The organism is Cellulosimicrobium sp. E-16, from assembly GCF_049913115.1.
In the GTDB taxonomy this organism is placed as follows: domain Bacteria; phylum Actinomycetota; class Actinomycetes; order Actinomycetales; family Cellulomonadaceae; genus Cellulosimicrobium.
Window position 1 is genome coordinate 4,206,380 of the sequence record NZ_CP183974.1, and the last position, 21,594, is coordinate 4,227,973.

Annotated in this window: 17 protein-coding genes; 7 read left to right on the forward strand and 10 right to left on the reverse strand. The window is 74.3% G+C overall.

Annotation, left to right across the window (positions count from 1 at the left end):
* Nucleotides 1-26: 26 nt before the first annotated feature.
* Nucleotides 27-914, forward strand: coding sequence for an HNH endonuclease (locus ACN9MS_RS18520; RefSeq protein ID WP_426309857.1), 888 nt, complete (start codon nt 27-29; stop codon nt 912-914).
* Between the two features lie 31 nt (nt 915-945).
* On the opposite strand, the gene ACN9MS_RS18525 is transcribed toward ACN9MS_RS18520, so the two are convergent.
* From ACN9MS_RS18525 to ACN9MS_RS18535, 3 genes are all read right to left on the reverse strand, one after another.
* Nucleotides 946-1,689: a VWA domain-containing protein gene (locus tag ACN9MS_RS18525; protein ID WP_426309858.1), complete on the reverse strand. Its 744-nt coding sequence runs from the start codon at nt 1,687-1,689 to the stop codon at nt 946-948.
* A 46-nt stretch (nt 1,690-1,735) separates the two neighbouring features.
* Nucleotides 1,736-2,122, reverse strand: coding sequence for a hypothetical protein (locus ACN9MS_RS18530; protein WP_426309859.1), 387 nt, complete (start codon nt 2,120-2,122; stop codon nt 1,736-1,738).
* A gap of 79 nt (nt 2,123-2,201) precedes the next feature.
* Entirely contained in the window at nt 2,202-2,429 is a 228-nt protein-coding gene (locus ACN9MS_RS18535) for a hypothetical protein (RefSeq protein ID WP_426309860.1), read from the reverse strand.
* Nucleotides 2,430-2,555: 126 nt separating this feature from the next.
* On the opposite strand from ACN9MS_RS18535, the gene ACN9MS_RS18540 reads away from it, so the two are divergent.
* Nucleotides 2,556-3,776, forward strand: coding sequence for a saccharopine dehydrogenase family protein (locus ACN9MS_RS18540; RefSeq protein ID WP_426309861.1), 1,221 nt, complete (start codon nt 2,556-2,558; stop codon nt 3,774-3,776).
* A gap of 59 nt (nt 3,777-3,835) precedes the next feature.
* On the opposite strand, the gene ACN9MS_RS18545 is transcribed toward ACN9MS_RS18540, so the two are convergent.
* A complete protein-coding gene (locus ACN9MS_RS18545) occupies nt 3,836-4,357 on the reverse strand; it encodes an MmcQ/YjbR family DNA-binding protein (RefSeq protein WP_426309862.1) in 522 nt (173 codons plus the stop codon).
* Nucleotides 4,358-4,542: 185 nt separating this feature from the next.
* On the opposite strand from ACN9MS_RS18545, the gene ACN9MS_RS18550 reads away from it, so the two are divergent.
* Nucleotides 4,543-5,175, forward strand: a complete 633-nt coding sequence (locus ACN9MS_RS18550) for a glycosyltransferase (RefSeq protein WP_426309863.1) — start codon at nt 4,543-4,545, stop codon at nt 5,173-5,175.
* Nucleotides 5,176-5,283: 108 nt separating this feature from the next.
* Here the strand turns inward: ACN9MS_RS18550 and ACN9MS_RS18555 are convergent, their stop codons facing one another.
* The 4 genes from ACN9MS_RS18555 to ACN9MS_RS18570 all read right to left on the reverse strand — a co-directional run bounded on the left by ACN9MS_RS18555 (nt 5,284) and on the right by ACN9MS_RS18570 (nt 14,609).
* Nucleotides 5,284-7,755: an OmpL47-type beta-barrel domain-containing protein gene (locus ACN9MS_RS18555; protein WP_426309864.1), complete on the reverse strand. Its 2,472-nt coding sequence runs from the start codon at nt 7,753-7,755 to the stop codon at nt 5,284-5,286.
* 164 nt (nt 7,756-7,919) lie between these two features.
* The gene (locus tag ACN9MS_RS18560) at nt 7,920-11,852 is read right to left on the reverse strand and encodes a ThuA domain-containing protein (RefSeq protein WP_426309865.1); all 3,933 of its coding nucleotides are present in this window, start codon (nt 11,850-11,852) and stop codon (nt 7,920-7,922) included.
* Nucleotides 11,853-12,009: 157 nt separating this feature from the next.
* Nucleotides 12,010-13,167 (reverse strand): multicopper oxidase domain-containing protein, encoded by a 1,158-nt coding sequence (locus tag ACN9MS_RS18565; protein ID WP_426309866.1) that lies wholly within the window; start codon nt 13,165-13,167, stop codon nt 12,010-12,012.
* Nucleotides 13,168-13,742: 575 nt separating this feature from the next.
* On the reverse strand, nt 13,743-14,609 hold the full coding sequence (locus ACN9MS_RS18570) for an alpha/beta fold hydrolase (protein ID WP_426309867.1): 867 nt from the start codon (nt 14,607-14,609) through the stop codon (nt 13,743-13,745).
* 125 nt (nt 14,610-14,734) lie between these two features.
* Between ACN9MS_RS18570 and ACN9MS_RS18575 the strand changes: the two genes are divergently transcribed.
* Together ACN9MS_RS18575 and ACN9MS_RS18580 are read left to right on the forward strand one after the other, a co-directional pair.
* Nucleotides 14,735-15,928, forward strand: coding sequence for a hypothetical protein (locus ACN9MS_RS18575; RefSeq protein ID WP_426309868.1), 1,194 nt, complete (start codon nt 14,735-14,737; stop codon nt 15,926-15,928).
* Between the two features lie 142 nt (nt 15,929-16,070).
* Nucleotides 16,071-16,757 (forward strand): histidine phosphatase family protein, encoded by a 687-nt coding sequence (locus ACN9MS_RS18580; protein ID WP_426309869.1) that lies wholly within the window; start codon nt 16,071-16,073, stop codon nt 16,755-16,757.
* A 14-nt stretch (nt 16,758-16,771) separates the two neighbouring features.
* Here the strand turns inward: ACN9MS_RS18580 and ACN9MS_RS18585 are convergent, their stop codons facing one another.
* On the reverse strand, nt 16,772-17,230 hold the full coding sequence (locus ACN9MS_RS18585; protein ID WP_426309870.1) for a DUF6194 family protein: 459 nt from the start codon (nt 17,228-17,230) through the stop codon (nt 16,772-16,774).
* Nucleotides 17,231-17,269: 39 nt separating this feature from the next.
* Here ACN9MS_RS18585 and ACN9MS_RS18590 point away from each other — a divergent pair, with 39 nt between their 5' ends.
* Both ACN9MS_RS18590 and ACN9MS_RS18595 read left to right on the forward strand, forming a co-directional pair.
* Nucleotides 17,270-18,079, forward strand: coding sequence for a MerR family transcriptional regulator (locus tag ACN9MS_RS18590; RefSeq protein ID WP_426309871.1), 810 nt, complete (start codon nt 17,270-17,272; stop codon nt 18,077-18,079).
* A 166-nt stretch (nt 18,080-18,245) separates the two neighbouring features.
* The gene (locus ACN9MS_RS18595) at nt 18,246-20,135 is read left to right on the forward strand and encodes a glycerophosphodiester phosphodiesterase family protein (RefSeq protein WP_426309872.1); all 1,890 of its coding nucleotides are present in this window, start codon (nt 18,246-18,248) and stop codon (nt 20,133-20,135) included.
* A 70-nt stretch (nt 20,136-20,205) separates the two neighbouring features.
* On the opposite strand, the gene ACN9MS_RS18600 is transcribed toward ACN9MS_RS18595, so the two are convergent.
* Nucleotides 20,206-21,579, reverse strand: coding sequence for a hypothetical protein (locus ACN9MS_RS18600; protein ID WP_426309873.1), 1,374 nt, complete (start codon nt 21,577-21,579; stop codon nt 20,206-20,208).
* Between the last annotated feature and the right edge of the window lie 15 nt (nt 21,580-21,594).

Genomic DNA, 21,594 nt, shown 5'->3' on the forward strand with positions numbered 1-21,594 from the left:
AGCCCCAGATCTGGTGAGCTCCGCGCATGAACTCCGCCGTCGAAGCCGCGCTCCGCGTACGCATCATCCAGTGGGTGCAGGACCGGGCGGAGGCCAACGGTGGTTTCCTCCATCGAGACCAGCTGCTCGACTTCCACATCGACGGCCAGAAGCTCCCGGTCATCGACTACTCCCGCGGGATCCGCAACCCTCGACGTTTCTCGTCCACGCTCTCCATCGTGACCTCAGCGAGCGGACCCTACGACGACACCGAGTCCGAGGACGGGCTCCTGCACTACGCCTACCGCTCCGGCGACCCATGGAGCGGGGACAACCGGAAGCTGCGCGAGGCGATGACGAGCGGGATGCCGCTCATCCTCTTTCGCAAAGAGGTCCCGAACATCTACACACCCGTCGCCCCGGTGTTCGTCGTGGACGACGAGCCCGAGAACGGTCAGTTCCTCATCGCGCTCGACGAGGCGTTTCGGTTCATCCCCGACCCGGCTCATCTCACGACGCCGCAGCGCGAGTATGCGCGGCGGCTCGCGAAGCAACGACTGCACCAGCCGGCGTTCCGGACGCGCGTACTGGTGGCGTACGAGACACGCTGCGCGATCTGCGAGCTCAAGCACGGAGCCCTCCTCGATGCCGCGCACATCGTCCCGGACAGCGACGAGCGCGGGCTGCCGACCGTCACCAACGGTCTCGCGCTGTGCAAGATCCACCACGCCGCGTACGACCAGAACATGCTGGGCGTCACGCCGGACTACGAGGTCCGCATCGCGATGAAGCTCCTGGAGGAGATCGACGGCCCGATGCTCAAGCACGGCCTCCAGGAGATGCACGGCCGACAGCTCAGCGTGCCGCGTCGACGCTCGGACCGCCCCGACCGGGAGCTGCTCGCCTGGCGCTTCGAGCACTTCGGCCGCGCCTAGCGCGCCCGGCGCAGTCCGAGTAGTACTCGGCCTACGGCCGGGACTGCTGAGCGGCGGGCACCTCGACCTCTGGACCACCTGCACCGCGCGACGGCGTGCCGGGTCGAGGGTGCGGCTCCGAGCCGCCGGCCGCGGCTCGGTCCGCCTCCGTATAGACCGCGTGCTGGTCGCGCGCCGCGGCGGGCGGTGCGCCCGCGGCCATGGCCGTGCGCATGCCCGCCATGCTGCGCGAGGTCGCGGCGTACGCCTGGTCGACGTTCGCCGTGTCGTACGTGAGCGACCGCTCGCGCTTCACGCCGAGCGACGCACCCACCTCGATCGCGTCCTGGTTGGCGCCCATGTAGAGGAACGTCCAGCCGAACTGCTCCTCGCGCTCGGTGACGAGCGCCTTGATCGCGGCGTGCGTGTACTCCTTCGACGCGTTCTCGAGGCCGTCGGTCATGATCCCGACGATCACGGCGCCGGGTCGCTGGTCCTCGGGGAGCTGGGCGATGCGCAGCGCCGTCGTCTGGACGAGGCGTCCGATCGAGTCGAGCAGCGCCGTCATGCCGCGCGGTCGCAGATCGAGCGGCGGGACCTCGCGCACGTCGAGGTCGGTGTAGACCTCCTCGTACTCGTTGTCGAACTGCGCGAGCGTGACCGTGCAGCGGCCGGGCGCGTCGCGCTGCTCGGCGAGGAACAGGTCGAAGCCCTGCTCGGTGGCCTGCTTGATCGTCTGCATCGAGCCGGACCGGTCGAGCAGCATGGCGAGGTGGGTGAGGGTCTGGTCGGGCATGGCGGTTCCCTTCGTCGTGCTGCTGGACGGACGGTGCTGTGGACGGTCAGGTGCGGCGGCGGAACCTCAGGGGTTCGACGGCGGTCGTCGGCTCGGGCGGCGGGGTGCCCCGTTCGCGGTCGTAGCGGGCGCGCGTGACGCCCTCGGCGGAGACCCGGCCGTCGGGACTGGAGTAGCCCGCGAGCGCCGGGGTCCGCGCGATCCGCGGTGGAACCGTGTTCGGCGCGACGCCCGCGGCGTCCGCAACCGAGCGCATCGACGACCCGGCGAGCAGCGCCTCCGCCATCGCCTCGTCGAGCGCGACGTCGAGCAGGGCCCGGGCCCGGGCGAGCGGCTCGACGGCGGTCCCCGGCTCAGCGGCGGCCGCCTCGTCGAGCGCTGCGCGGGCCGCGTCGAGGCGAGGGCGCGAGGGTCGCTGCGGGTCGGAGGTCATGCGGCCAGACTATGTGCAATAACTGCACATGCGCAATACCATCACCCGCTCACTTCATGCACACACGACCCCGCCGCGGTCAGCGGGCGCCGAGCATGCCCATCGCGACACCGATCACGAGCACCGCCACGATCACGACGACGCACCACAGCACGCCCACAAGCCCGGGCCGGGGTCCGTCGGCCTGCTGCCCGCCCCCGTCGGACCGCCCCTCGCCCTCGGGCGACCCGTCTCCGTCGAAGCGGCCCTCACTCTGGGGCGACACGCCGCCCGCGGACAGCGGTTCGTCGTCGGGCTCTGCGTCCATACCGCCAGAACACCACGTCGACCGCCGGCGGGCATGGCCAGGATCGGGCGGCCCGCCGCCGACGCGCGAGCCGCGGCACCGCTCCGTAGTCTCGCGGGATCCTTGGTTCCGACGAGAGGCGACCCCATGACCGACGCCCCCGCCTCCCCACCCGCGACGGGCCGCATCGTGCTCCTCGGCGCGACGGGCTACACGGGCACGCTCGTCGCGCACGAGCTCGTGGCGCGCGGAGCGCGGCCGGTCCTCGCGGGGCGGTCCCAGGAGCGCCTGGACGCGCTCGCCGCCGACCTCGTCGCCGCCGCAACGTCGGCGGCACCCCGCCACCGCGCGGAGCCCACGGCCTCTCCCGGTGCGGGCCGTCCGTCATCAGACGCCCCCGCCCGACCGCCGCTCGAGACGGCGGTCGCGGACGTCGACGACCCGCGGACCGTGCGCGCGCTGATCGAACCGGGCGACGTGCTCGTCTCGACGGTAGGCCCGTTCATGCGGCACGGCGGCCCGGCGGTCGAGGCCGCGATCGACGCGCGCGCCGTCTATCTCGACTCGACGGGCGAGCCGGCGTTCATCCGGCGCGTGTTCGACGAGCTCGGCCCGCGGGCCGGGCGCACGGGCACGGCGCTGCTCACGGCGTTCGGCCACGACTGGGTGCCGGGCAATCTCGCCGGCGCGCTCGCGCTCCAGGACGAGGGCGCGGACGCCGCGCGCCTGGAGATCGGCTACTTCCCCACCGGTGGCGGCGTGAGCGGCGGGACCCGCGCGAGCGCGCTCGAGACGGTGCTGGAGCCCTCGTACGCCTGGCACGGCGGACGCCTGCGTGCCGAGCGCGTCGCGGCCCGCGTCGTCGCGTTCGACCTCGGCGCGGGGCGTCGGGTGCAGGGCATCACGGCGGGCGGCACCGAGCCGTTCACGCTGCCTCCCCTCGCACCGGGCCTGCGCGACGTCGAGGTCGCGCTGGGCGTATCCGACCCGGCGGTGCGTCTCGCGCCCGTGGCGACGGCGGTCGCGACCGGCGCTCTGCGCGTCCCCGGCCTGGGCAGCGCGCTGCGCCGCTTCGCGCGGTCGCGCGGCGGCTCGAGCGGCGGCCCGGACGCGGCGGCGCGCGCGGCGGCGCGCACCCACGTCCTGGCGGTCGCGCGCGATGCGTCCGGGGAGATCCTGCGCCGCGTCCGGCTCGACGGACCCGACGCCTACGACCTCACCGCGCATTTCCTCGCGTGGGGCGCCGCCCGCGCCGCCGCGGGAGAAACCCGAGGCACCGGAGCGCTCGGCCCGGTGCAGGCGTTCGGCGTCGACGCGCTGCTCGCGACGGCTCGCGAGGCAGGCATCACCGTGACGACCGGGCGCTGAGGCTCCCTCCCGAACAGCCGGGAGCGACGCACAGGTCCACTCGCATGCGCCGAGGCCGCTCAGCGCGCCGCGAGCGCCTCGCGCAGGATCCGGACGGCTCGGGGCCCTACCCCGTGCAGGGCGAGCAGCTCCCGATCACTGAGCGGCGCGACGTCGGACAGCGTGACGATGCCCGCGCCGGCGAGCGCGCGCGTCGCGGGGCGGCCGATGGTGGCGGGGAGGTCGCCGACCGACCCCGGCTCCGCGGCGTCGGCCGCAACGAGAGCAGCCCCGAGCCGGTGCGGCGCACGGGCGAACCACGCGCGTCGCACCCAGTGGTTGGCCTGCTGGCCGTCGAGGTCGGCGAGCGGCACGCTCACCCCGAGCAGGTGGTCGCCACGGGTCCACCCGCGCGCGGTCGGGTGCTCGGCGCGCACGCGCGCGACGTCGTCGTCCGTGAGGCGGAGCTGCACGACGTCGTCCCGCGTCACCGCCGCGAACCGTCGCCCGCGCACGGTGAACGTGACCGCCCCGGCGGGCGCGTCCTCCGCCGTCTCGGGCAGGGCGAGCGCGGCCGCACGGACCTGAGCGAGCGTCGTCATGCCGCCACCCTGCCACGCTCTCCCGACCCTCGGCCCTGGCGAGCATCGGGTCACGGACCCTCGACCATGAGGTTGTCGACCGGTTGCGCCACGGGACGGTCGCCATGCCCACGTTCGGCGGGAGCGTGGGGGGACGACGGCGGCGGTGTGTGCGGCGCCGGTCCAGGGCCCGGCAGACTGTCTCCGTGAGCAGCCGCCCCGCCCGTCCCCCGCACCGGCCGAGCATGGTGTGGACCGCGGTGCGCGGTGGAGTCCGGGGGCGCGAGCGCCTAACGCCGGTCGTCGACTACCTGGCCGTCCTGCTCATCCTGATCGTGCTGTTCGGCGGGTCGGTGTGGTTCGCCGTCTGGCTGCTGCTCCAGGAGGAAGGGGTCGCGGCGGCGGTCTCTTGCTTCATGGTCCTCGGTTTCGGCACCGGGCTGGTGATGTACGTGCGCGGGCCGTCGAAGCAGTCGGTCGTCCTGCGCCCGCACGAGGTCGAGCTGCCGGTCGGTCGCGCGGAGGTGGTGCGCGTGGTCGTGCGCTGGGACGACGTCGCACGGGTGCGGGTGCTGGAGGGCGAGCGGCGCCCGACGCTCCGGGTCGAGCTGCGCGACGGCGCACGGGCCCACCACGCGGACGGCGAGGACCTGCTGCAGGGCCGGCCCGCGCACGGTCCGGACCCGGAGACCGTCGACGTCGCGGACGCCGAGGCGGTCGCCCGGCTGCTGCAGCACCTGCTCGACCACCCCGAGGACCGTGCGCGCCTCGCGCAGCGCGGCGGGGTGGGGATCGTCCTCGCGTTCGCGCGCCCGGTCTACGGCGACGCGCCCGCCTGACCCGGGCGCCGACGTCAGGCCCGCACGACGACGGCCCGGCCCGCACCTGGAAGGTGCGGTCCGGGCCGTCGTCGATCGGACTGGTCAGGTCGGACCGTCAGGCGTCGGTCAGCGGCGACCGATGTCGGACAGCTCGGCCGCGGCGATGACGAGCTCGCGCTCGGCGTCGTCGAGGACGCCGTCGAGGACGAGGTCCTCGGTCACGAGGCTCACGTGCTCCACGAACTCGCGGTGCGTGGAGTACTCGTCGGTCTCGGCGACGTGGTCGTTGACCGTGCAGCCGGTGCCGTCGTCGTAGTTCTGCACCGTGCTGTCGTGGCCGTCGATGACCACGGTCGGACGGATGTCCGACCCGACGCAGCGGTCGCGGACGAGCTGGAGGACCGTGAAGGTCACCTCGCCGTTCGTGACGTTGCCGACGCCGTCGACCGCGCGGTAGCGGACCACGTGCTGGCCGTCGGCCGCGAACGCGACCGGGGCCGCGTAGCGCTGCCACGCGCCGTCGTTCGCCTGGAACTCGATGCGGTCGACTCCAGACTCCTCGTCGACCGCCGTGAGCGTGACGCGCGCGCTCGCGACGAAGTCGCCGTCGCGGGTGCGGCTGCCGCTGACGCCCGCCGTGACGACGGGGCCGTCGGTGTCGCCCGGCTCCTCGCCGCCCGCGATGACGAACGAGACCGTCTGCGGGGCGGACACGTTGCCCGCGACGTCGGTCGCGCGGTAGGTCACGGTGTGCGCGCCCGGGGTCCGCACCGAGATCTGCTTCGAGTAAGGAGTCCACTCGCCGCCGTCGACCTGGTACTCGACCGAGGCGACGCCCGAGTCGGCGTCCTTCGCGAGCAGGCGGACGAAGACGGTCGAGAGGTACTCGCCGGCCTCGTTCTTCTCGCCGCCCATCACGCGGTGGTCGACCGTGGGGGCGACGGTGTCGCTCCCGTCGCCCTCGACGACGGAGAACGTGACGCTCGCGGCCTCGGAGACGTTGCCCGCCTCGTCGGTCGCGCGGTACGCGAGGGTGTGCTGGCCCGGCTCGTCGACCACGACGGCCTCGGTGTACGGGGCCCAGCCCGCGCCGTCGAGGTCGTACTCGACGGACGCGACGCCCGAGCCGTCGTCGGTCGCCGTGACGAGCACGGACGCGGAGCCCACGTAGGCACCGGACTCGTCCTGGGTGCCGCTCACCTCGTGGGCGACGGTCGGGGCCGTCGTGTCCTCGCCGGCGTCGGCGACGACGACGAACTCCGTGACGGTCTCCTCGGAGACGTTGCCCGCGGCGTCGGTAGCCCGGTAGACGAGCGTGTGCTCGCCGGGCTCGTCGACCACGATGGGCTCGGTGTACGGGGCCCAGCCGGCGCCGTCGAGGTCGTACTCGACGCTCTCCACGCCGGACGCGTCGTCCGTCGCGGTGAGCGTCGCCGTGGCGGACCCGACGAACGCGCCGTTGTCGTCCTGCTCCCCCGTGACCTCGGCGGTCACGGTCGGGGCGGTCGTGTCCTCCTCGCCGCCCTCGACGACCGTGAAGGTCACCGAGCCGACCTCGGACACGTTGCCCGCGACGTCGGTCGCCCGGTAGGACACGGTGTGCTCGCCGAGGTCGGTGAACGGAACCGTCGTCGTGTAGGGCAGCCACGCGCCGCCGTCGACCTGGTACTCGACCGACGCGACGCCCGAGCCCTCGTCCGCAGCGTGGAGCATGAACGCGGCGGTGCCGACGTAGGCGCCGTTCTCGTCCTGCTGGCCCATGAGCATGGGCTCGACGGTCGGGGCGGTCGTGTCCTCCTCGACGTCGCCCTCGACGACGGTGAACTCCGCGGTCTGGGCCTCGGACGTGTTGCCCGCGGCGTCGGTCGCGCGGAACTGGAGGGTGTGCGCACCGACCGCGTCGACGACGAACGGCTCGGTGTACGCCTGCCAGCCCGCGCCGTCGAGGTCGTACTCGACCCCGGCCACGCCGGAGTCGTCGTCGGTCGCGTCGAGCGTCACGGTCGCGCCGCCCACGTAGGCGCCGTCGCCGTCCTGCTCGCCGGTGACCAGAGCGGTCACGGACGGCGCCGTGGTGTCCTCGCCCCCGCCGCCGTCGGTGACGACGAGCTCGCCCCACATCTCCCCGTGCCCGGGGATCGCGCAGAAGTAGCGGTACTTGCCGGGCGTGAGAGTCACCTGGGCCTCGTGCCGCCCGCCGTTCGCGTCGAACGGGCTCGCGAGGATGTTGAGGTTCACGTCGTGGTTGTAGCCCGGCGTCGACGTGTCGAACGTGAGCGTGTGGCTCATGCCGAACGTGCTGCCGGTCGCCATGCTGTTCTCGAAGACGATCGTCGCGGGGCCGGCCTCGGCCGTCGCGGGGAAGGCCTTGTAGTCGGTCACGCTGTTGTCCGCGGTCCAGGTGAGGACCTGCGCGGCGGCGACGGTGGCGTCGGCGGCGGACACGACGGCGGACGACGCCGTCGCCGGTGCTGTGGGGGTCGCCGTGGCCGGGGCGACGGTGAGGACCGTCGTCGCGGTGAGTCCGGCGACGGTGGCGGCGAGGAACCGCCGCGCGCCGCGGCGGCGGGAGCCGCCGGGACTGGTACGTCGTTCCATGAGGGTGCACTCCTCCGGGGGTGTCTGGGGTTCTGTCGGGCTGGTCGGGCTGGTCGGGCGCGGGTCGGGCGGGCCGTGCGGCCCGACCCGAGGGCCGCCGTCGTGCTGCACGACGGCGGCCCCGGGGTCGGCGGGGACGGCCGGGCCGCCCCCGCCCGGGGGTCCTACAGGTCCGCCACCCGGATGTCACGGAACTCGATGAGGTCCGAGTTGCCGTGGTTCTGGAGCCCGATGAACCCGCTGTCGAACTGGCGCAGGTCCGTGGGCGGGTCGCCGGCCCGGGACGACTGCTGTCCCGGCGAGTTCTCCCACTCGTTGATGACGACGCCGTTGCGGATGATCGTGTACTGCTGGCCGACCACCCGGATCTCGTACTCGTTCCACTCGCCCTTGGGCTTCTCGCCGCCGGTGTTCAGGCCGAGCGGGTCGAAGTTGTAGACCGAGCCGGTCTTCTGGGGCTCGCCCGTCGGACCGTCGTAGATCTGGATCTCGTGACCGCACGAGATCGCGACCCACGCCGGGGACTGACCCTCGGCGCACTCGACGTCGCCGGGCTCGTTCGGGTTCGGGAACCGGGTGAACACGCCCGCGTTCGCGTAGTGGTCACCCGCCGAGACGTCGCGGTAGAGGAGCTTGACGGAGAAGTCTCCGAGCTCCTCGCCCGCGTACCAGAGCATGCCCAGCCCGCCCTGCGAACGGATCGAGCCGCCCGGCTCGAGCGTGAACTTGCCGCCCGGTGCCTGGAACCAGTCGTACAGCGACGCCTCGGTGCCGTCGAAGATCGTGCGGTACCCACCCGGGTCCACACCGATCTGCGAGCGCGCCGCCGCGTCGACGAGGCGAGCACGCTCGCGGTCGCTGATGCGGCTGTCGTCGTACAGGCCCTTCGCCACCGACTCGACGTGCGCCAGGAACCGGGCGTGGGTGCGCCACTCCTTCTCGTCCTGGAACAGGTCGGCGATGTTGCAAGCGCCCAGGTCGCGGTTCTCGACCGTGGAGTCCACGTCGCCGAAGAACACGGTCTCGCGCTCGTCGGGCAGGGTGCACGACGGCGAGCCGTCGGTCGTGACGGTGGCCTTCGAGCCGTCGGCGTACGTGACGGTGAGCTTGGCCTCGTAGTTCTTGACGCGCGGGTACTTGTGCTTCGGGTTGGCCTGACGCGAGGTCGAGCCGTCGCCGAACTCCCAGAGGTAGGAGACGCCACCGGAACGCGCACCGGTGAACTGCACCGTCAGCGGGTCACCCTGGATGCTCGTCGCGGACGCCGCCGGAGCCGGGGTCGGAGCCCCGCCCTGGTACGTGATCCGCATGAGCTTCTGGTTCGGGTCGAGGCTGAAGAAGCCGCCCGCGTAGTCGACCATGTACAGCGCGCCGTCCGGACCGAACTTCGCGTCCATCCAGCTCTGGAGCAGCCCGTCACCGCGGCCGCCCGGGATGATCTGGCGGAGGTCCTCCATGAACACGGGCGCGTCCAGGTTCTCCGGGTCGACCGTCACCGCGACGCGGTTGTTCGAGTTCGACTGGTCGCCGATGAACCACTTGCCCTCCCAGTACGACGGCCACGCGACGTCGGACTCGGGGTCGACCTGCGACTGGCGGTAGGTCGGACCGGACATGACGGCCTGGCCGCCACCCCGCAGCCACGGGATGGTGTAGGTCGCCTCGTCGTCCTCGTACGTCGGGATGCCGTTGCCGCGGTCCGGGAACACCGGCCCGCCGCCCGAGGGCGAGTACCAGATCATGTTGTCGCGCACGGGCGGGAGGTCCACGAGGCCCGTGTTGCGCGGCGACGTGTTCTTCGGGTTGTCGCAGTCGTACCAGCCGGTGAGGACGCTCGCGTCCTCGTTGCTCCGGTCACGGTACGGCTGCTTGTTGCCCATGCAGTACGGCCAGCCCTGGTTGCCCGCGGACGTGATGATCGTCGCGGTCTCGTACTTGGCCGGGCCGAGCTCGGGGTTCGGGCTGCCGGCGTCCGGACCCACCCAGGCCGCGGTCAGCCAGTCCGTGTCGGGGTCGATCTGCAGGCGCGAGATGTTGCGCACGCCCATGACGTAGATCTCGGGACGCGTCTTGTCCGCGGGGTACTCGCCCACCGGGAACAGGTTGTCGTCAGGGATCGTGTACGTGCCGTCGTCCTCGGGGTGGATCCGCAGGATCTTGCCGTTGAGGTCGTTCGTGTTGCCCGACGTGCGGCGAGCGTCCTGGAAGCTGATCCCCGCGTACTCCTGCGTCCAGTTGTTGCCGGAGTACCCGCTCGAGCCGCCGGACGAGTTGTTGTCGCCCGAGCCGACGTAGAGGTTGCCCTCGCTGTCGAACGCCATGCCGCCGCCCGCGTGGCAGCAGCTGTGGATCTGCGTCTCCCACTCGAGCAGGTCGACCCGCGTGCTCTGGTCGATCGTCGGGGTCGCGGGGTCGTAGGTGAACCGCGAGACGGTCCGGTAGCCGACGCGACGCTCACGGTCGATGTTCTCGTGCGGCATCCAGTACACGTACAGCCAGTGGTTCGTCGCGAAGTCGGGGTCCGGCACGATGCCGAGCAGCCCCTCCTCGTTCTTCACGAGCTCGTCGCCGCTGCCGCGGTTGCCCATGACGTCGAGCGTCGTGAGCAGCTTCGCCTGGCCCGTCTCCGGGTCCCACTGGTGGATCGTGCCGCAGCCGAGGCCCACGTTCGGGTCGCTCCACGGGACGATCGGGCCCGTCGCGCAGGCGCCACGGCCGATGTAGAAGACCGTGCCGTCGGGCGCGATCGTCAGGCCGTGCTGCTCGCCGTTCTGGTCGAGCGTGCCGGCCGTGTTCACCTTGGACAGGCGCTCCGCCTTGTAGTTCGACGCGATGGTCGCCTGGCAGTCGCCGCGCACCACGCCCGTCGTCCACTGGAGCGCGCCGAGCAGGTGCTCGCGGAACGACTCGTCCTCCCAGCTCTCGGGCGTGCCGCCCATGCCGGTGAAGAACGAACGGCCGCCGTCGTAGTCACGGCACCAGGACAGGGGCTGGAACGGGTTGGTCGTCGGGCCGGCGTCGGGGCCGGGCTCGAGCGTCGCGACCGTGTGCACGTCGCCGGTCGGGTCGTCGGCCCACTCGAGCCACCGGTCCTCGCGGTCCCACGTGAGCGGGAGGTCCGCCGTCGCGGGGTGCTGGCGGTCGACCAGGTCGACCGTGCGCTCCTCGAGCGGGATCTCCGGGTCGGGCTGCTCGACGGAGTCGGGGCCGAAGATCGAGAGCTCCGCGAGCTGGATCTCGGCGTCGCCCGAGTTGGCGGTGACGTCGAGCCGGTACCAGCCGTACTCGGTCTCGTTCTCGACGTCGAACGTGCGCGGCTGGAAGCGCTGCGGGAAGTCCTCGTCGGTGCGCGTGTCGAGGTCGACCCACGTCTGGCCGTCGGTCGAGCCCTGGAGCTTCCAGTTCTTCGGGTCGCGGCCCGCGGAGTCGTTCGCCGACGTGATGCCGTACTTCACGACCGCGACGGGCTGCTCCATGCGCAGCGTGAGCTGGCCCGTACGGGCGAACGTCAGCCACTTGGTGTTGGGGTCGCCGTCGACGGCCTTGGCCGGGGTCTCGGCGGCCGGGCTCCGGCCGGTGCCGGTCGCCTCGGCGACCTTCTCCGCCGTCATCGTCGCGCCCTTGATCCGGGCGCCGACGAGGCCCTCGAACCACTTCGACGCCTCCTGGGCTCGCGCGGCGTCGCGCACGCCGAGGAAGCCGCCGCCCGTGTTGATGTACGCCTGGAGCGCGGCCTCCTGCTCGCCGCTCAGCTCGATGCCCTCCGAGGAGAGCATGACGACGCCGCGGTACTCGCCGAGCGTCGCCGCGCTGATCATCGCGGGGTCGGACGTCGCCTCGACGTCGAACCCGTTGGCGGCACCCAGCTCGGTCAGCGCCGCGGTCGCGGCGACGACCGGGTCGGTCTGCTCGTCGGGCGCGCCGTGGAACACGAGCACGCGCACGGGAGCTGTGGCCGCCGCGGCCGCGACGGACCCGGCCGTGGGGGCCCCGCTCGAGGCGACCGTGCTCGTCGGTGTCGTGGCGACGGGCTGGGCCGCCGCGGGGATCACGGCCGCGCTCGCGACGAGCGCGGCGCCCGTCAGGCCGACCGTCAAGGCCCGTAGTGCTCCCGGTCGGGAGCGTCCCCTCGTAGGGGGTGTCGATCGTCTGGACAGCACTCTCCAACTCCTTCGTCATCGGTGCGACGCTCCCGGGTGGGCCGGGAGCCGATCGTGCTGGTGCGGGTCGGGCGGGAAGCCCGTGAGTCCCGCGTCAGTGGCCGGCGTGTCCCGTGAGGTCGACGACGGCCGGCCCGGTCCCGCCGACGGCGGCGCCGCCGGTCGTGGCCGTGGCCCCGGACGGCGCGGCGCCCGACGGGGCCGACATCGTGTGGCTGCCATGGCCCTGGAACCGGTCGATGGAGTCCTGCGCACCCGGCGGCATGGAGCCGTCGGCGTTGCGCACGAGGAAGATGCCGGCCATCCCGCCGTCGGAGTGGAACTGGACGTGGCAGTGGTACATCCACGCCCCCGGCCCGACGCCGAGACCGGCGACGACCTGGAACCCGAACGCGTCGCCCGGGTTGAGGTCCCGGTTGTCCACGACCTGGCTCGGGTCGTACTGGTCCGCGAGCAGGCCGGTCCGGTTGTTCGCCCAGCGGTGCGCGTGCAGGTGGAAGGTGTGGAGCTGGTTCCCGTGGCCGATGCAGATGAACTCGACGCGCTCGCCGAGCTTCGCCTCGAACATCGGGGTGGCGGGGGCGACCTTGTTGTTGATCGTCATGTCGTTGAAGACCATCGTGAACTGCTTCTGCGGCAGCACGTCCCCGACCCGGCGCACGACGAGCGCGCCGTAGAGCCCGGCGGCGAGGCCCTGCGTGCCGTGGTCGCCCCACGCGTGGTCGTGGTAGTGCCAGTAGCCCGCGCTGCCCGGCATCCAGATGCCGCGGTCGCGCGCCATCTTCACGGTCGACCAGGTGTACGTGCGCGTCTCGCCCGGCTCGTTGAACGAGTTGTTGAACGTGCTGCCGTCGCTGTTGACGTCGTAGTTCACGCCGTGCGGGTGGATCGACAGGCGCTTGTCCGTCGTGTTGACGAGCGTGATCTCGAGGGTCTCGCCCTCCCACATCTCGAGGATCGGGCCGGGGACCGTGGCCTTGCCGCGCTCGAGGCCGTAGCCGACGAGCGTGTCCGAGATCCGCTCGGCGTACATCGTGATCTTGCGGACGTCGCCCGCTGCGGTGGCGAGCGCGCCGGTGGCCGCACCGGTCGTCGCCGCGGCGGCGGCCGGGGGCGCTGCGGCGACGCTGCCGCCGGCGCCCAGCAGCAGAGCGGCCGCAGGGCTCGCGGCGACGACGCCTGCCCCCGCGAGAAGCGCCCGTCGCGAGAGCGGCCTCGCGGGCGTCTTGGTCTCGGTCGTGGGGTCGGGCATGGGGGACTCCTTCCGGGCGTACGGGGTCGTCCGGGCAGCTCGCGGGCGCGCCGGACCGGCGTGCCGGCGCTCGCCGTCACGCTGACCGGCGCCACGTGGGCGCGCGGAGGTTCCCCGGGTGGTGCTGTGGGGGTGCACTGTGGGCAGGACTGGGTCGTGCGGGGGTGTCCCGCGTCGCAGAGGGTCGAGACGGGTGCTCGGTCGTGCGGGGCTCGACTCGCGACCGGTGGGAGACCGACCGTGGGGCGAGGTCCGGGACCGCCATGGTCCCGCCGGGGCACGCGTCGGTGCGCGCCGTCGGCTGTCGGTCCGGACGCAGAGCTCCCCTGCGCCGACGTCCGGTCCCCTGGTCGGTTCCAGGGGCAACGAGGTTTATGACACCGCAGTCAGGAGGCGATGTCAACAGGTAGGCGAAAGTTGTGTCGACAACAAGCAAAAGTCCCCGGTCAATCGACACTTCTCCCGCGACCTCGCCCGTGACGCACCACGAGCACGGGGCGGGCACCCAGGTCTCGGGACCTCGGCGCCCACCCCGTGCTCAGGTGTCGTCCGGCGCGTGCGCGACGCGCGGCGGGTCAGGCGTCGAGCACCTCGCGCAGCGCCGTCGCGAAGGCCGCCGGGTCGTTGTCCGGCGACCACTCGTTGACCATGAAGCCCCCGTGGTCGCCGGGGAAGGTCACCGCCTCGACACCCAGCAGCTCCGCGAGCGCCGCGCCGCCGCGCCAGGCCAGCGTGCCCTCGCCCTGCGTGCTCACCGCGGGCACGACCCGCGTCCCCGACGCACGCAGCACCGCGCCGTCCGGGGCCCAGGCGGGCATGGTCGCGAGGTTCTTGCCGAGCAGGAGGTCGTCGCGCGACCCGTCGTCCTCGGTCGGGAAGCCGAACATCGCCGGGTCCGGGGCCGGGCGGTCGAGGTAGTCCGCGGGCAGCGGGCCCACGTGGCTCACGAGCGCGACGAACTTCGCCATGGCCGGGCCGAACCCCTCGCGGCGGTACGTGTCGACGATGTCCGCCTGCACCGTCGTCGCGAGCCCGGCGTCCTCGAGCAGCGGCGTGATTGGCGGCTCGTGCGACACGAAGGTCCGCACGTCGCCCGGGTGGCGCTCGATCCACGACAACCCGACGACGCCGCCCCCGCTCGACCCGAACACGTCCACCGGGCCCAGACCGAGCGCGGTCACGACCGCGTGCAGGTCGTCGGCGTGCGCCTCGACCGAGACCTCGCCGTCCGGCGCGAGCGTGCTGCGCTCGGTGCCGCGCGGGTCGTACGTGACGACCACGCGGTCGTCGAGCAGCCCCGCGAGCTGCTCGAACCCGGACGCCGCCATGGGCGAGCCCATGACGACGACGGGCCGCCGGTCGCCCGCCACGTCCGGTGTCCAGACGTCGTAGGCGACGACCGCGCCCGGCACGTCCAGGGTGTAGGTCTTGCGCTCGCTCATGGCATCCTCCGTGTCGTCGTGCCCGCGGCCATCCACCGGGGCTCCCGAGCGTTCTGACGACGACCGCCCCGGGAACTCATCGCTCCTCGTCGCGACCGGCGCGGGGCTGCCACTACCCTCGCAGGATGCCGTCATCGAGGACCGTCCCCGCCGTCGTCGTCGCCGGAACGCTCACCGCGGTCCTCTGGGTGGTCACGGGCCGCCTCGGGGACTGGCTGTCCGGGATGTCGCACGCCGTACCGGGCACCGTGGTCCGCGCGCTGCTCCCCCACCCGGCCGCGCCCGTCGCGGCAGGTGCACCCGTCTCCGGCAGCACGCTCCTCACCGCCGCGCTCGCCGGGGCGCTGGTCGCGGCCGGCACGCAGCTCGCGGTGCGGCGACTGCCCGCGGGCACGGGCCGGTGGGCGACGTTCCTCGCCGTCTGGTTCTCGGCGGTCGCGGCGTCCGCGATCGCCGCGACCGCCGCGTGGTTCGCCGGGGTCACGCTCCCGTGGCGCGCGGACACGATCACCCAGCTCGTCGACACGGCGCTCGGCGGCTGGTGGGGGCTCGTGACCGGGCCGCTCGTCGGGCTCGCCGTCGTCGTGACGCGCGCGCTCACCGACCGCCGCGACGACCCGGCGGGCACGCGGCACACCCGCACGCCGACGACGGTCCGCGCCTGGCCCGCCGCCCTCGCGGCGGGCACCGCCACGGGCGTGCTCTGGGCGGCCGCGGGCGTCGGGCGCACCACGCTCCCCGGCGCGGCCGACCCCCAGTCGCCGTGGGGCGTGGCCCGCGACGTCGTGCTGCTGCCGTCCGCGCGCCTCTCCGTCGACCCGGACGCGTTCCTCGCCGACCCGGTGCACCTCGCCCTGCCGCTCGGGGTCGGGCTCGCCGTCGGCCTGCTCACCGCGCTCGCCGCGCGACGGCTGCCCCCGGCGGAGGGCCGCTGGGCCCTCCTGCTCGCCACGTGGTGCGCGGGCGTCGTGGGGGCGGCGCTCGCCGCGGCCGTGCCCGTCGTCGCCTCGACCGTCGCATCGGGTGGCCTGCTGCCCGACGCCGGGCGCACGCTCCCCGTGCTCCAGGCCGGCCTGGGGTGGGGCCTGGTGTGCGGGGTCCTCGTCGCACCGCTCGCCGTCGTCGTGCACCGGGCCGCCGGCGCCAGGCCGCACGACGGCGCGGAGGCCGTCGAGGAGCCGTGGCCCGCCCCCGCGACGCCGGAACCCGCCGACCGGCACGACGTCACCGACGACGCCGCGAGCTCGACCCCACGCTCCGGGGCCGACGACGCGACGACGGACGACCACGAGCGCGACGAGGTCCCCGCGCAGGTGTGACGGTCCGGGCGGCTGCCCCCGCCCTCGGCCGTTCCGGCCCCGGCCACGCGATCGTCACCGGGACGTCGTTGCCCCGACACCGCGACACCCTAGCGTCGACCGTGACCAGAAGACCGGGACGACCGGAGAGGGCACAGCGACGATGACCCTGACGATCACGCTCGTACGACACGGGCAGACCTACCTCAACGCACGACGGCACCTCCAGGGGTCGTGCGACTCCCCCCTGACCCGCACGGGGCGCGCGGGCGTGCGCGTCACCGCGCAGCACCTCGCGCGGCACGACTTCGCGGCCGCGTACTCCTCCCCGCAGGGCCGCGCGGTCCTCACGGCGATGGAGATCCTGCGCCACCACCCCGACCTCCCGCTGACGGTCGACCACGACCTGCGCGAGCTGTCGTTCGGCTCGTACGAGCGTCGACCGGAGTCGCACCTGGACGCGGTCGAGCCGTGGGCCGAGCTCGTGCCGCGCATGCTCGCCGGCACGCACCCCGGCGTGGGTGGCGGGGAGCCCGGCAAGGACTTCATGGGCCGGGTGCGCGACGTCTTCGCCCGCGTCGTCGCAGCGCACGACGACGCCTCCCGCCCCGGCGCGGTGCTCGACCGCCACGTGCTCGTCGTCGGGCACGGGCTCACGCTCGGCGCCTGGCTCGCGACGCTCGACCCGTCCGGGCTCGTCGCGCTCCCGAACGCCTCGGTCTCCACCGTCGAGGTGACCGACGGCGTCCCGCACGTCCTCGCGGTCGGAGTCGACGTCGCCGGGCACGGCCACGTCGCCGCGCGCCCCGCACCCGCTCCCGCACCCGCGAGCGCCGCCGTCCCGGTCTGAGCGGTCCCACCGACCTACCGCGCGGTGCGGCGGGCGGCGCGGGCGCGGGCGTCGTCGTGGGCGGCGCGCAGCAGGTCGAGGACGAGCCCGGCCGTGCGCTCGCCCGGGTTCACGACGCACACCCAGCCGAGCGCGCCGTACACCGGGTGCGGCACGACGACGTCGCTCGCCTGCGCCTCCGACGCCGCCCCGTCGCGGGGACCGGCGCCGACGAGGTCGCGGAACCGGTCGCGTCCCACATGGACGTTGACCCTCCAGCGACCCTCCTCGTCGAGGCGGGAGGCCGCGTCGTCGGGGTAGTCCTTGGTGACGACCGTGCCGTAGGGCTGCCCGTGCGGGATCTCGCCGTCGGGGGCGTAGTAGAAGAAGTGGTCGCCCCACGCCACCTCGGGGAACTCGCTGCCGGGGCCCGGTGAGAGCACGAGGACGCCGTCGAGCGACCGGACCGTGCCGAGGATCTGCTCCATACTCATGGTTCGAGTGTGCTCTTGAAGTGCTTCTGGAGGGTTGGCGTGACGATCTCGGGACGCCGGGCGGCGGTTGGCGAGGTGCCGCGGCCGCTGCGGACGGCCGACGTCGCGCGCGCGGCCGGGTGCTCGGTCCAGCAGGTGCGCGACCTGGAGGCCTTGGGCGTCCTGCCGCCCGCCGGCCGGTCCACGAACGGGTACCGCGCGTTCGGCGACGAGCACGTCCAGGCCCTGCGTGCATACCGCGGCCTCGCGTCCGCCGTCGGGCCGGTCGTCGCGCGGCGGGTGCTGCGCGACGCGCGCTCGCTCCCCCTCGACGAGGCGGCGGCGCTCGTCTCCGGGCTGCACGTGACGCTCGCGCGCGAGCGCGACGAGGCGCTCGTCGCGCGGCGTGCGCTCCTCGCGATCCGGTCGGAGGGCGACGGCGCCGCCGGCTCCACCGACGGCTCCGCCACGGGGGCGGCCGAGCGCGACGGGTCGGTGCTCACGATCACCGAGCTCGCCGCGGCGCTGGGCGTCCGGGCGTCGACGCTGCGGTTCTGGGAGCACGAGGGCCTCCTCGCGCCGGAGCGCGTCGCGTCGCGGACGGGCGCGGTGTCGGCCCGCCGCTATCCGCCCGCGGCCGTCCGCGAGGCCCGGGTCGTCGCGGCCTTGCGGGCAGCCGGGTACCGCGTCCCGGAGGTCCGGCACGCGGTCGACGCGCTCCGCGGGGCCACCGGTCCGGCCGCCGTCGCCGACCCGCTCGCCGCGCTCGACGCGCGGCTCGACGCGATCGCGCGCCGCACCCTCGCGCTGCTGGAGGCCGGGCACGACGTCGCGCGCCTGCTGGCGCGCGTGCCGGGGCCGCGCGGGTGACGCTCGGGGTCGCGTTCGAGGGGGCGCTCGAGGGGGCTCGGGGTGAACGCCGGGGACCTGCGTCCCGTCACCTGGTCGCCCCTCCGGCGTCGCCCGGCGTCCACCGCACCGTCATGCGGCATTCGTAGCGTCGCCGGGGCAACCGTCCCGACGCTCGGAGGACCCGATGACGACCACCCGACGCCGCGCCGTGCGCGGTACCGCCGCCGCGCTGGCAGGAGCCCTGCTCGCGAGCACGCTCGCCGTGGCGGCGACCACGACCGCGACCGTCCCGTTCGCCGCCCCGGCCGCCGCCGAGCCCGGCGACGTGCTGCTCACCGAGTCGTTCGACGGCGACGCCCTCCCCGAGGGCTGGACGCCCGTGCTGGGCGACTGGCAGGTGCGGGACGGCCGGCTCGTCGGCGACGCGCCGGACGGGTCGTCGCCGGCGCGCATCGTCTTCGGGAAGTCGGCGGAGAACTACCGCCTCGAGGCGACGCTGCGCTTCGAGAGCGTGGACAACGCCTCCCGCTGGGCCGGCGCGATCCTCGACGTCGCGCCCGACGGCGCGGTCCCGTGGTGGCAGGCCGTCCTGCGCAGCACGACGACCGCGCACAACGGCGTCGAGATCGCGCAGCGGACGCCCGCGAACGCGTGGAACGTCCCGTACACGGCGTCGGCCCCGGCGGACGCGGCGACGGGTCGCGACGTGCGCCTGTCCGTCGAGGTGCAGGGCGCCGCGGTCACCTACGCGCTCGACGGGAAGACCCTCCTGGAGGGGCGGATCGACCGGTCGCGCGACGGCGCGCTCGGCTTCGTCACGGCCGGGGCGACCGTGAGCGTCGACGACGTCACCGTCACCGAGATCGAGCCCGCGTCCTACGTCGGCGACGACGGCGAGCTCCCCGTCACGGTCGCGCACCGCGGCTACTCGTCGGTCGCGCCGGAGAACACGCTCGCCGCCGTGGCGGCGGGCATGCGCACGGGCGCCGAGTACGTCGAGATCGACGTGCACACCACGGCGGACGGGCTCCCGGTCGTGCTCCACGACCAGACCGTGGACCGCACGACGGAGGGCTCCGGCGACGTCGCCGTGCTGCCCGGCGCGCAGGTCACCGCGCTCGACGCCGGGTCATGGTTCTCCCCCGCGTTCGCCGGCCAGCACCTGCCGACGTTCGCGCAGGTGCTGGACCTGCTGGAGACCGGCTCGTCGACCCTCCTGCTGGAGATCAAGGGCCCGGAGACGTCCGCCGAGGTCGAGCGCGTCGTGGACATGGTCGTCGAGGCCGGTCTCGAGGACCGCGTGGTCCTGCAGTCGTTCGACGTCGCCGCGCTGCGGTCCGCGCGCGAGCACGCGCCGCAGATCCCGCGCGGCCTCCTGCGCGGCTCGCTCGACGCCGACCCCGTCGCCGTGGCGCAGGACCTCGGGGCGGTCATGTACAACCCGTCCGCGACCGCGCTGCTCGCACGCCCGAGCGTCGTCGCGGACCTCAACGAGGCCGGTATCGCCGTGATGCCGTACACCGTGAACTCCGCGGCCGACTGGGCCCGGCTCACCGAGATCGGGGTCGACGGCGTCATCACCGACCGCGCGGGTGCGTTCGTCGGCTGGAAGCAGGCGCGCGAGCAGGAGGCGCCCGCCCCCGCCGCGCCGACGGTGGAGATCGTGAGCCCGGCCGAGGGCGCCGAGGTCGAGCGCGGCGGCACGCTCGTCGTCGCCGCGAGCGCCACGGACGCGGACGAGGTCGTCGTCTCGCTCGACGGCGAACCGGTCGAGAACGGCGCGGCGATCGCCGCCGCCGACCTCGCGCTCGGCGAGCACACCGTCTCCGCGACGGCCCGGGGCGCGGGCGGCGAGGCGACGGCGGAGCGCACCGTCGTCGTCACGGTCACGCCCGAGGGCCTGCGCGCCCGTGTCGCGGTGCTCGACCTTCCGCCCGGCCAGCTCGTGGGCGCGCTCACCGCGGTCGAGGCGGGGCGCTGGGAGTCGGTGCGGCGGACCCTCCAGAAGTTCGTCGACGACGCGGCGACGCGCGAGCGCCTGCTCGAGGAGATCGACCACCTCGACGCCCGCTGACGCCGGCGCCCCACGGAGCACCGTGTCAGGGCCCCGTCCCCGGTCGTGCTGCGACCGGGGACCGGCCCGCTCACGTGTCGGCGAGGAAGCGGCGCCGGTCGGAGCGGGCCGACCCGAGACCTGCCCAGCCGGCGAGGGCGAGCACGCCGCCCGCGACCCAGACGACGACGTCCCACCCGGGCGGGCCGTCGGAGCCGACGACGGCGCCGTCGGTCGCGAGGATCGCCGCCCCGAGCCCGAGCAGCACGACGCCCAGCACGAGCAGGACGACGTCCCGCACGGTCTTCCCCGCGCCGCGCCGGGGCGCGCGCGCCGCGAGCGCCGCGTTCTCGGCCGGGGTGAACGGCGCCGTCGGGCCGAGGGGCTGGACCCGCTCGGCGCCGTGCCGGAACCGTGCCGGGTCGTCGACCGCCTCGACGACCGCCGACGGCAGGCCGAGGAGGTAGGCGAGGTCCGCGACCGGGTCGCCGGGCCACGTGGACGCGGCGAGCAGCGCGCGCAGCCGGTTCGGGTCACGTGGCTCGCCGAAGGTCTCGACGAGCGCGTCGTACGCGCCCTCGGTCCCGGAGGCGGACAGGTCCGTCCACGTGTCGTTCCAGCTCCCGAAGACCCACGGCCGTCCGGGCGTCGTGAGCGTCCACGACACCCCGGACCCCGCCCGCTCGAGGCTGATCATCGCCTCACCCGGCCGCAGGCCGCGCTCGATCGTCGAGCGCGCACGGAACTCCCCGGAGAGGGCCGCGGTGAACGCCTCCCGCACCTCGTCGTCGGGCGCACCCGGGACGGGCGCGGACGGACGGGCGACCGTCCACACGGCGGTGCGCTCATCCGTCGAGCGCACCCACGCCGACCCGGCACGACGCACCGCGGCGCGGACGAACGCGGCGTCGGCGCGCACGAGCTGGACGACGGCGTCGGGCGAGGCCGAGTCGGTCGCCGGCAGGTCGGCGACGGCGGTGAACGTGTCGAGCAGGTCGTCGGGGTGCTCGAGCTCGCGCAGGAGGTCCGGCGCGGACGCCGCGTCCCGCAGCCCGACGAGCGCGGCGACGGCCGCGAGCACGTGGCCCGGGTCGCCGTCGAGGCGCATCGCGTGGTCGGTGCTCGTCCCGGACGGGTCGACGGGCGCCCACGTGACGACCGCCGGCGGAGCCACGGGGTCGGTGCGGGCTGCGAGGATCGCGCTCACGCCGTCGGGCAGCAGGTCCGACCCGCCGTCGAGCTGCACGACCCACGGCGCCGGGACCAGCTCGTCGACCCGCCCGAGCGCCTGCGCGACCGACGCGGGCGGGCCGGGCTCGCGGCCGGCCTCGACGTCGACCTCCGTGTCGACCTCGGCGAACGTCCAGCCGCGCTCGTCCGTCGGGCCGACGCGCCCGTACTCGAGGTCCGCGGCGCGCAGACGGGCGACGACCTGGTCGTGCGGGGTGCGGGTGACGACGTTCACGGCGTCATGATGCCC

Coding starts and splice junctions, on each gene's coding strand:
- ACN9MS_RS18595 (WP_426309872.1), top strand. CDS start 18,246: ATGACGACCACCCGACGCCGCGCCGTGCGCGGTACCGCCGCCGCGCTG.
- ACN9MS_RS18575 (WP_426309868.1), top strand. CDS start 14,735: ATGCCGTCATCGAGGACCGTCCCCGCCGTCGTCGTCGCCGGAACGCTC.
- ACN9MS_RS18585 (WP_426309870.1), bottom strand. CDS start 17,230: ATGAGTATGGAGCAGATCCTCGGCACGGTCCGGTCGCTCGACGGCGTC.
- ACN9MS_RS18555 (WP_426309864.1), bottom strand. CDS start 7,755: ATGGAACGACGTACCAGTCCCGGCGGCTCCCGCCGCCGCGGCGCGCGG.
- ACN9MS_RS18545 (WP_426309862.1), bottom strand. CDS start 4,357: ATGACGACGCTCGCTCAGGTCCGTGCGGCCGCGCTCGCCCTGCCCGAG.
- ACN9MS_RS18525 (WP_426309858.1), bottom strand. CDS start 1,689: ATGCCCGACCAGACCCTCACCCACCTCGCCATGCTGCTCGACCGGTCC.
- ACN9MS_RS18540 (WP_426309861.1), top strand. CDS start 2,556: ATGACCGACGCCCCCGCCTCCCCACCCGCGACGGGCCGCATCGTGCTC.
- ACN9MS_RS18570 (WP_426309867.1), bottom strand. CDS start 14,609: ATGAGCGAGCGCAAGACCTACACCCTGGACGTGCCGGGCGCGGTCGTC.
- ACN9MS_RS18580 (WP_426309869.1), top strand. CDS start 16,071: ATGACCCTGACGATCACGCTCGTACGACACGGGCAGACCTACCTCAAC.
- ACN9MS_RS18520 (WP_426309857.1), top strand. CDS start 27: ATGAACTCCGCCGTCGAAGCCGCGCTCCGCGTACGCATCATCCAGTGG.
- ACN9MS_RS18535 (WP_426309860.1), bottom strand. CDS start 2,429: ATGGACGCAGAGCCCGACGACGAACCGCTGTCCGCGGGCGGCGTGTCG.
- ACN9MS_RS18530 (WP_426309859.1), bottom strand. CDS start 2,122: ATGACCTCCGACCCGCAGCGACCCTCGCGCCCTCGCCTCGACGCGGCC.
- ACN9MS_RS18565 (WP_426309866.1), bottom strand. CDS start 13,167: ATGCCCGACCCCACGACCGAGACCAAGACGCCCGCGAGGCCGCTCTCG.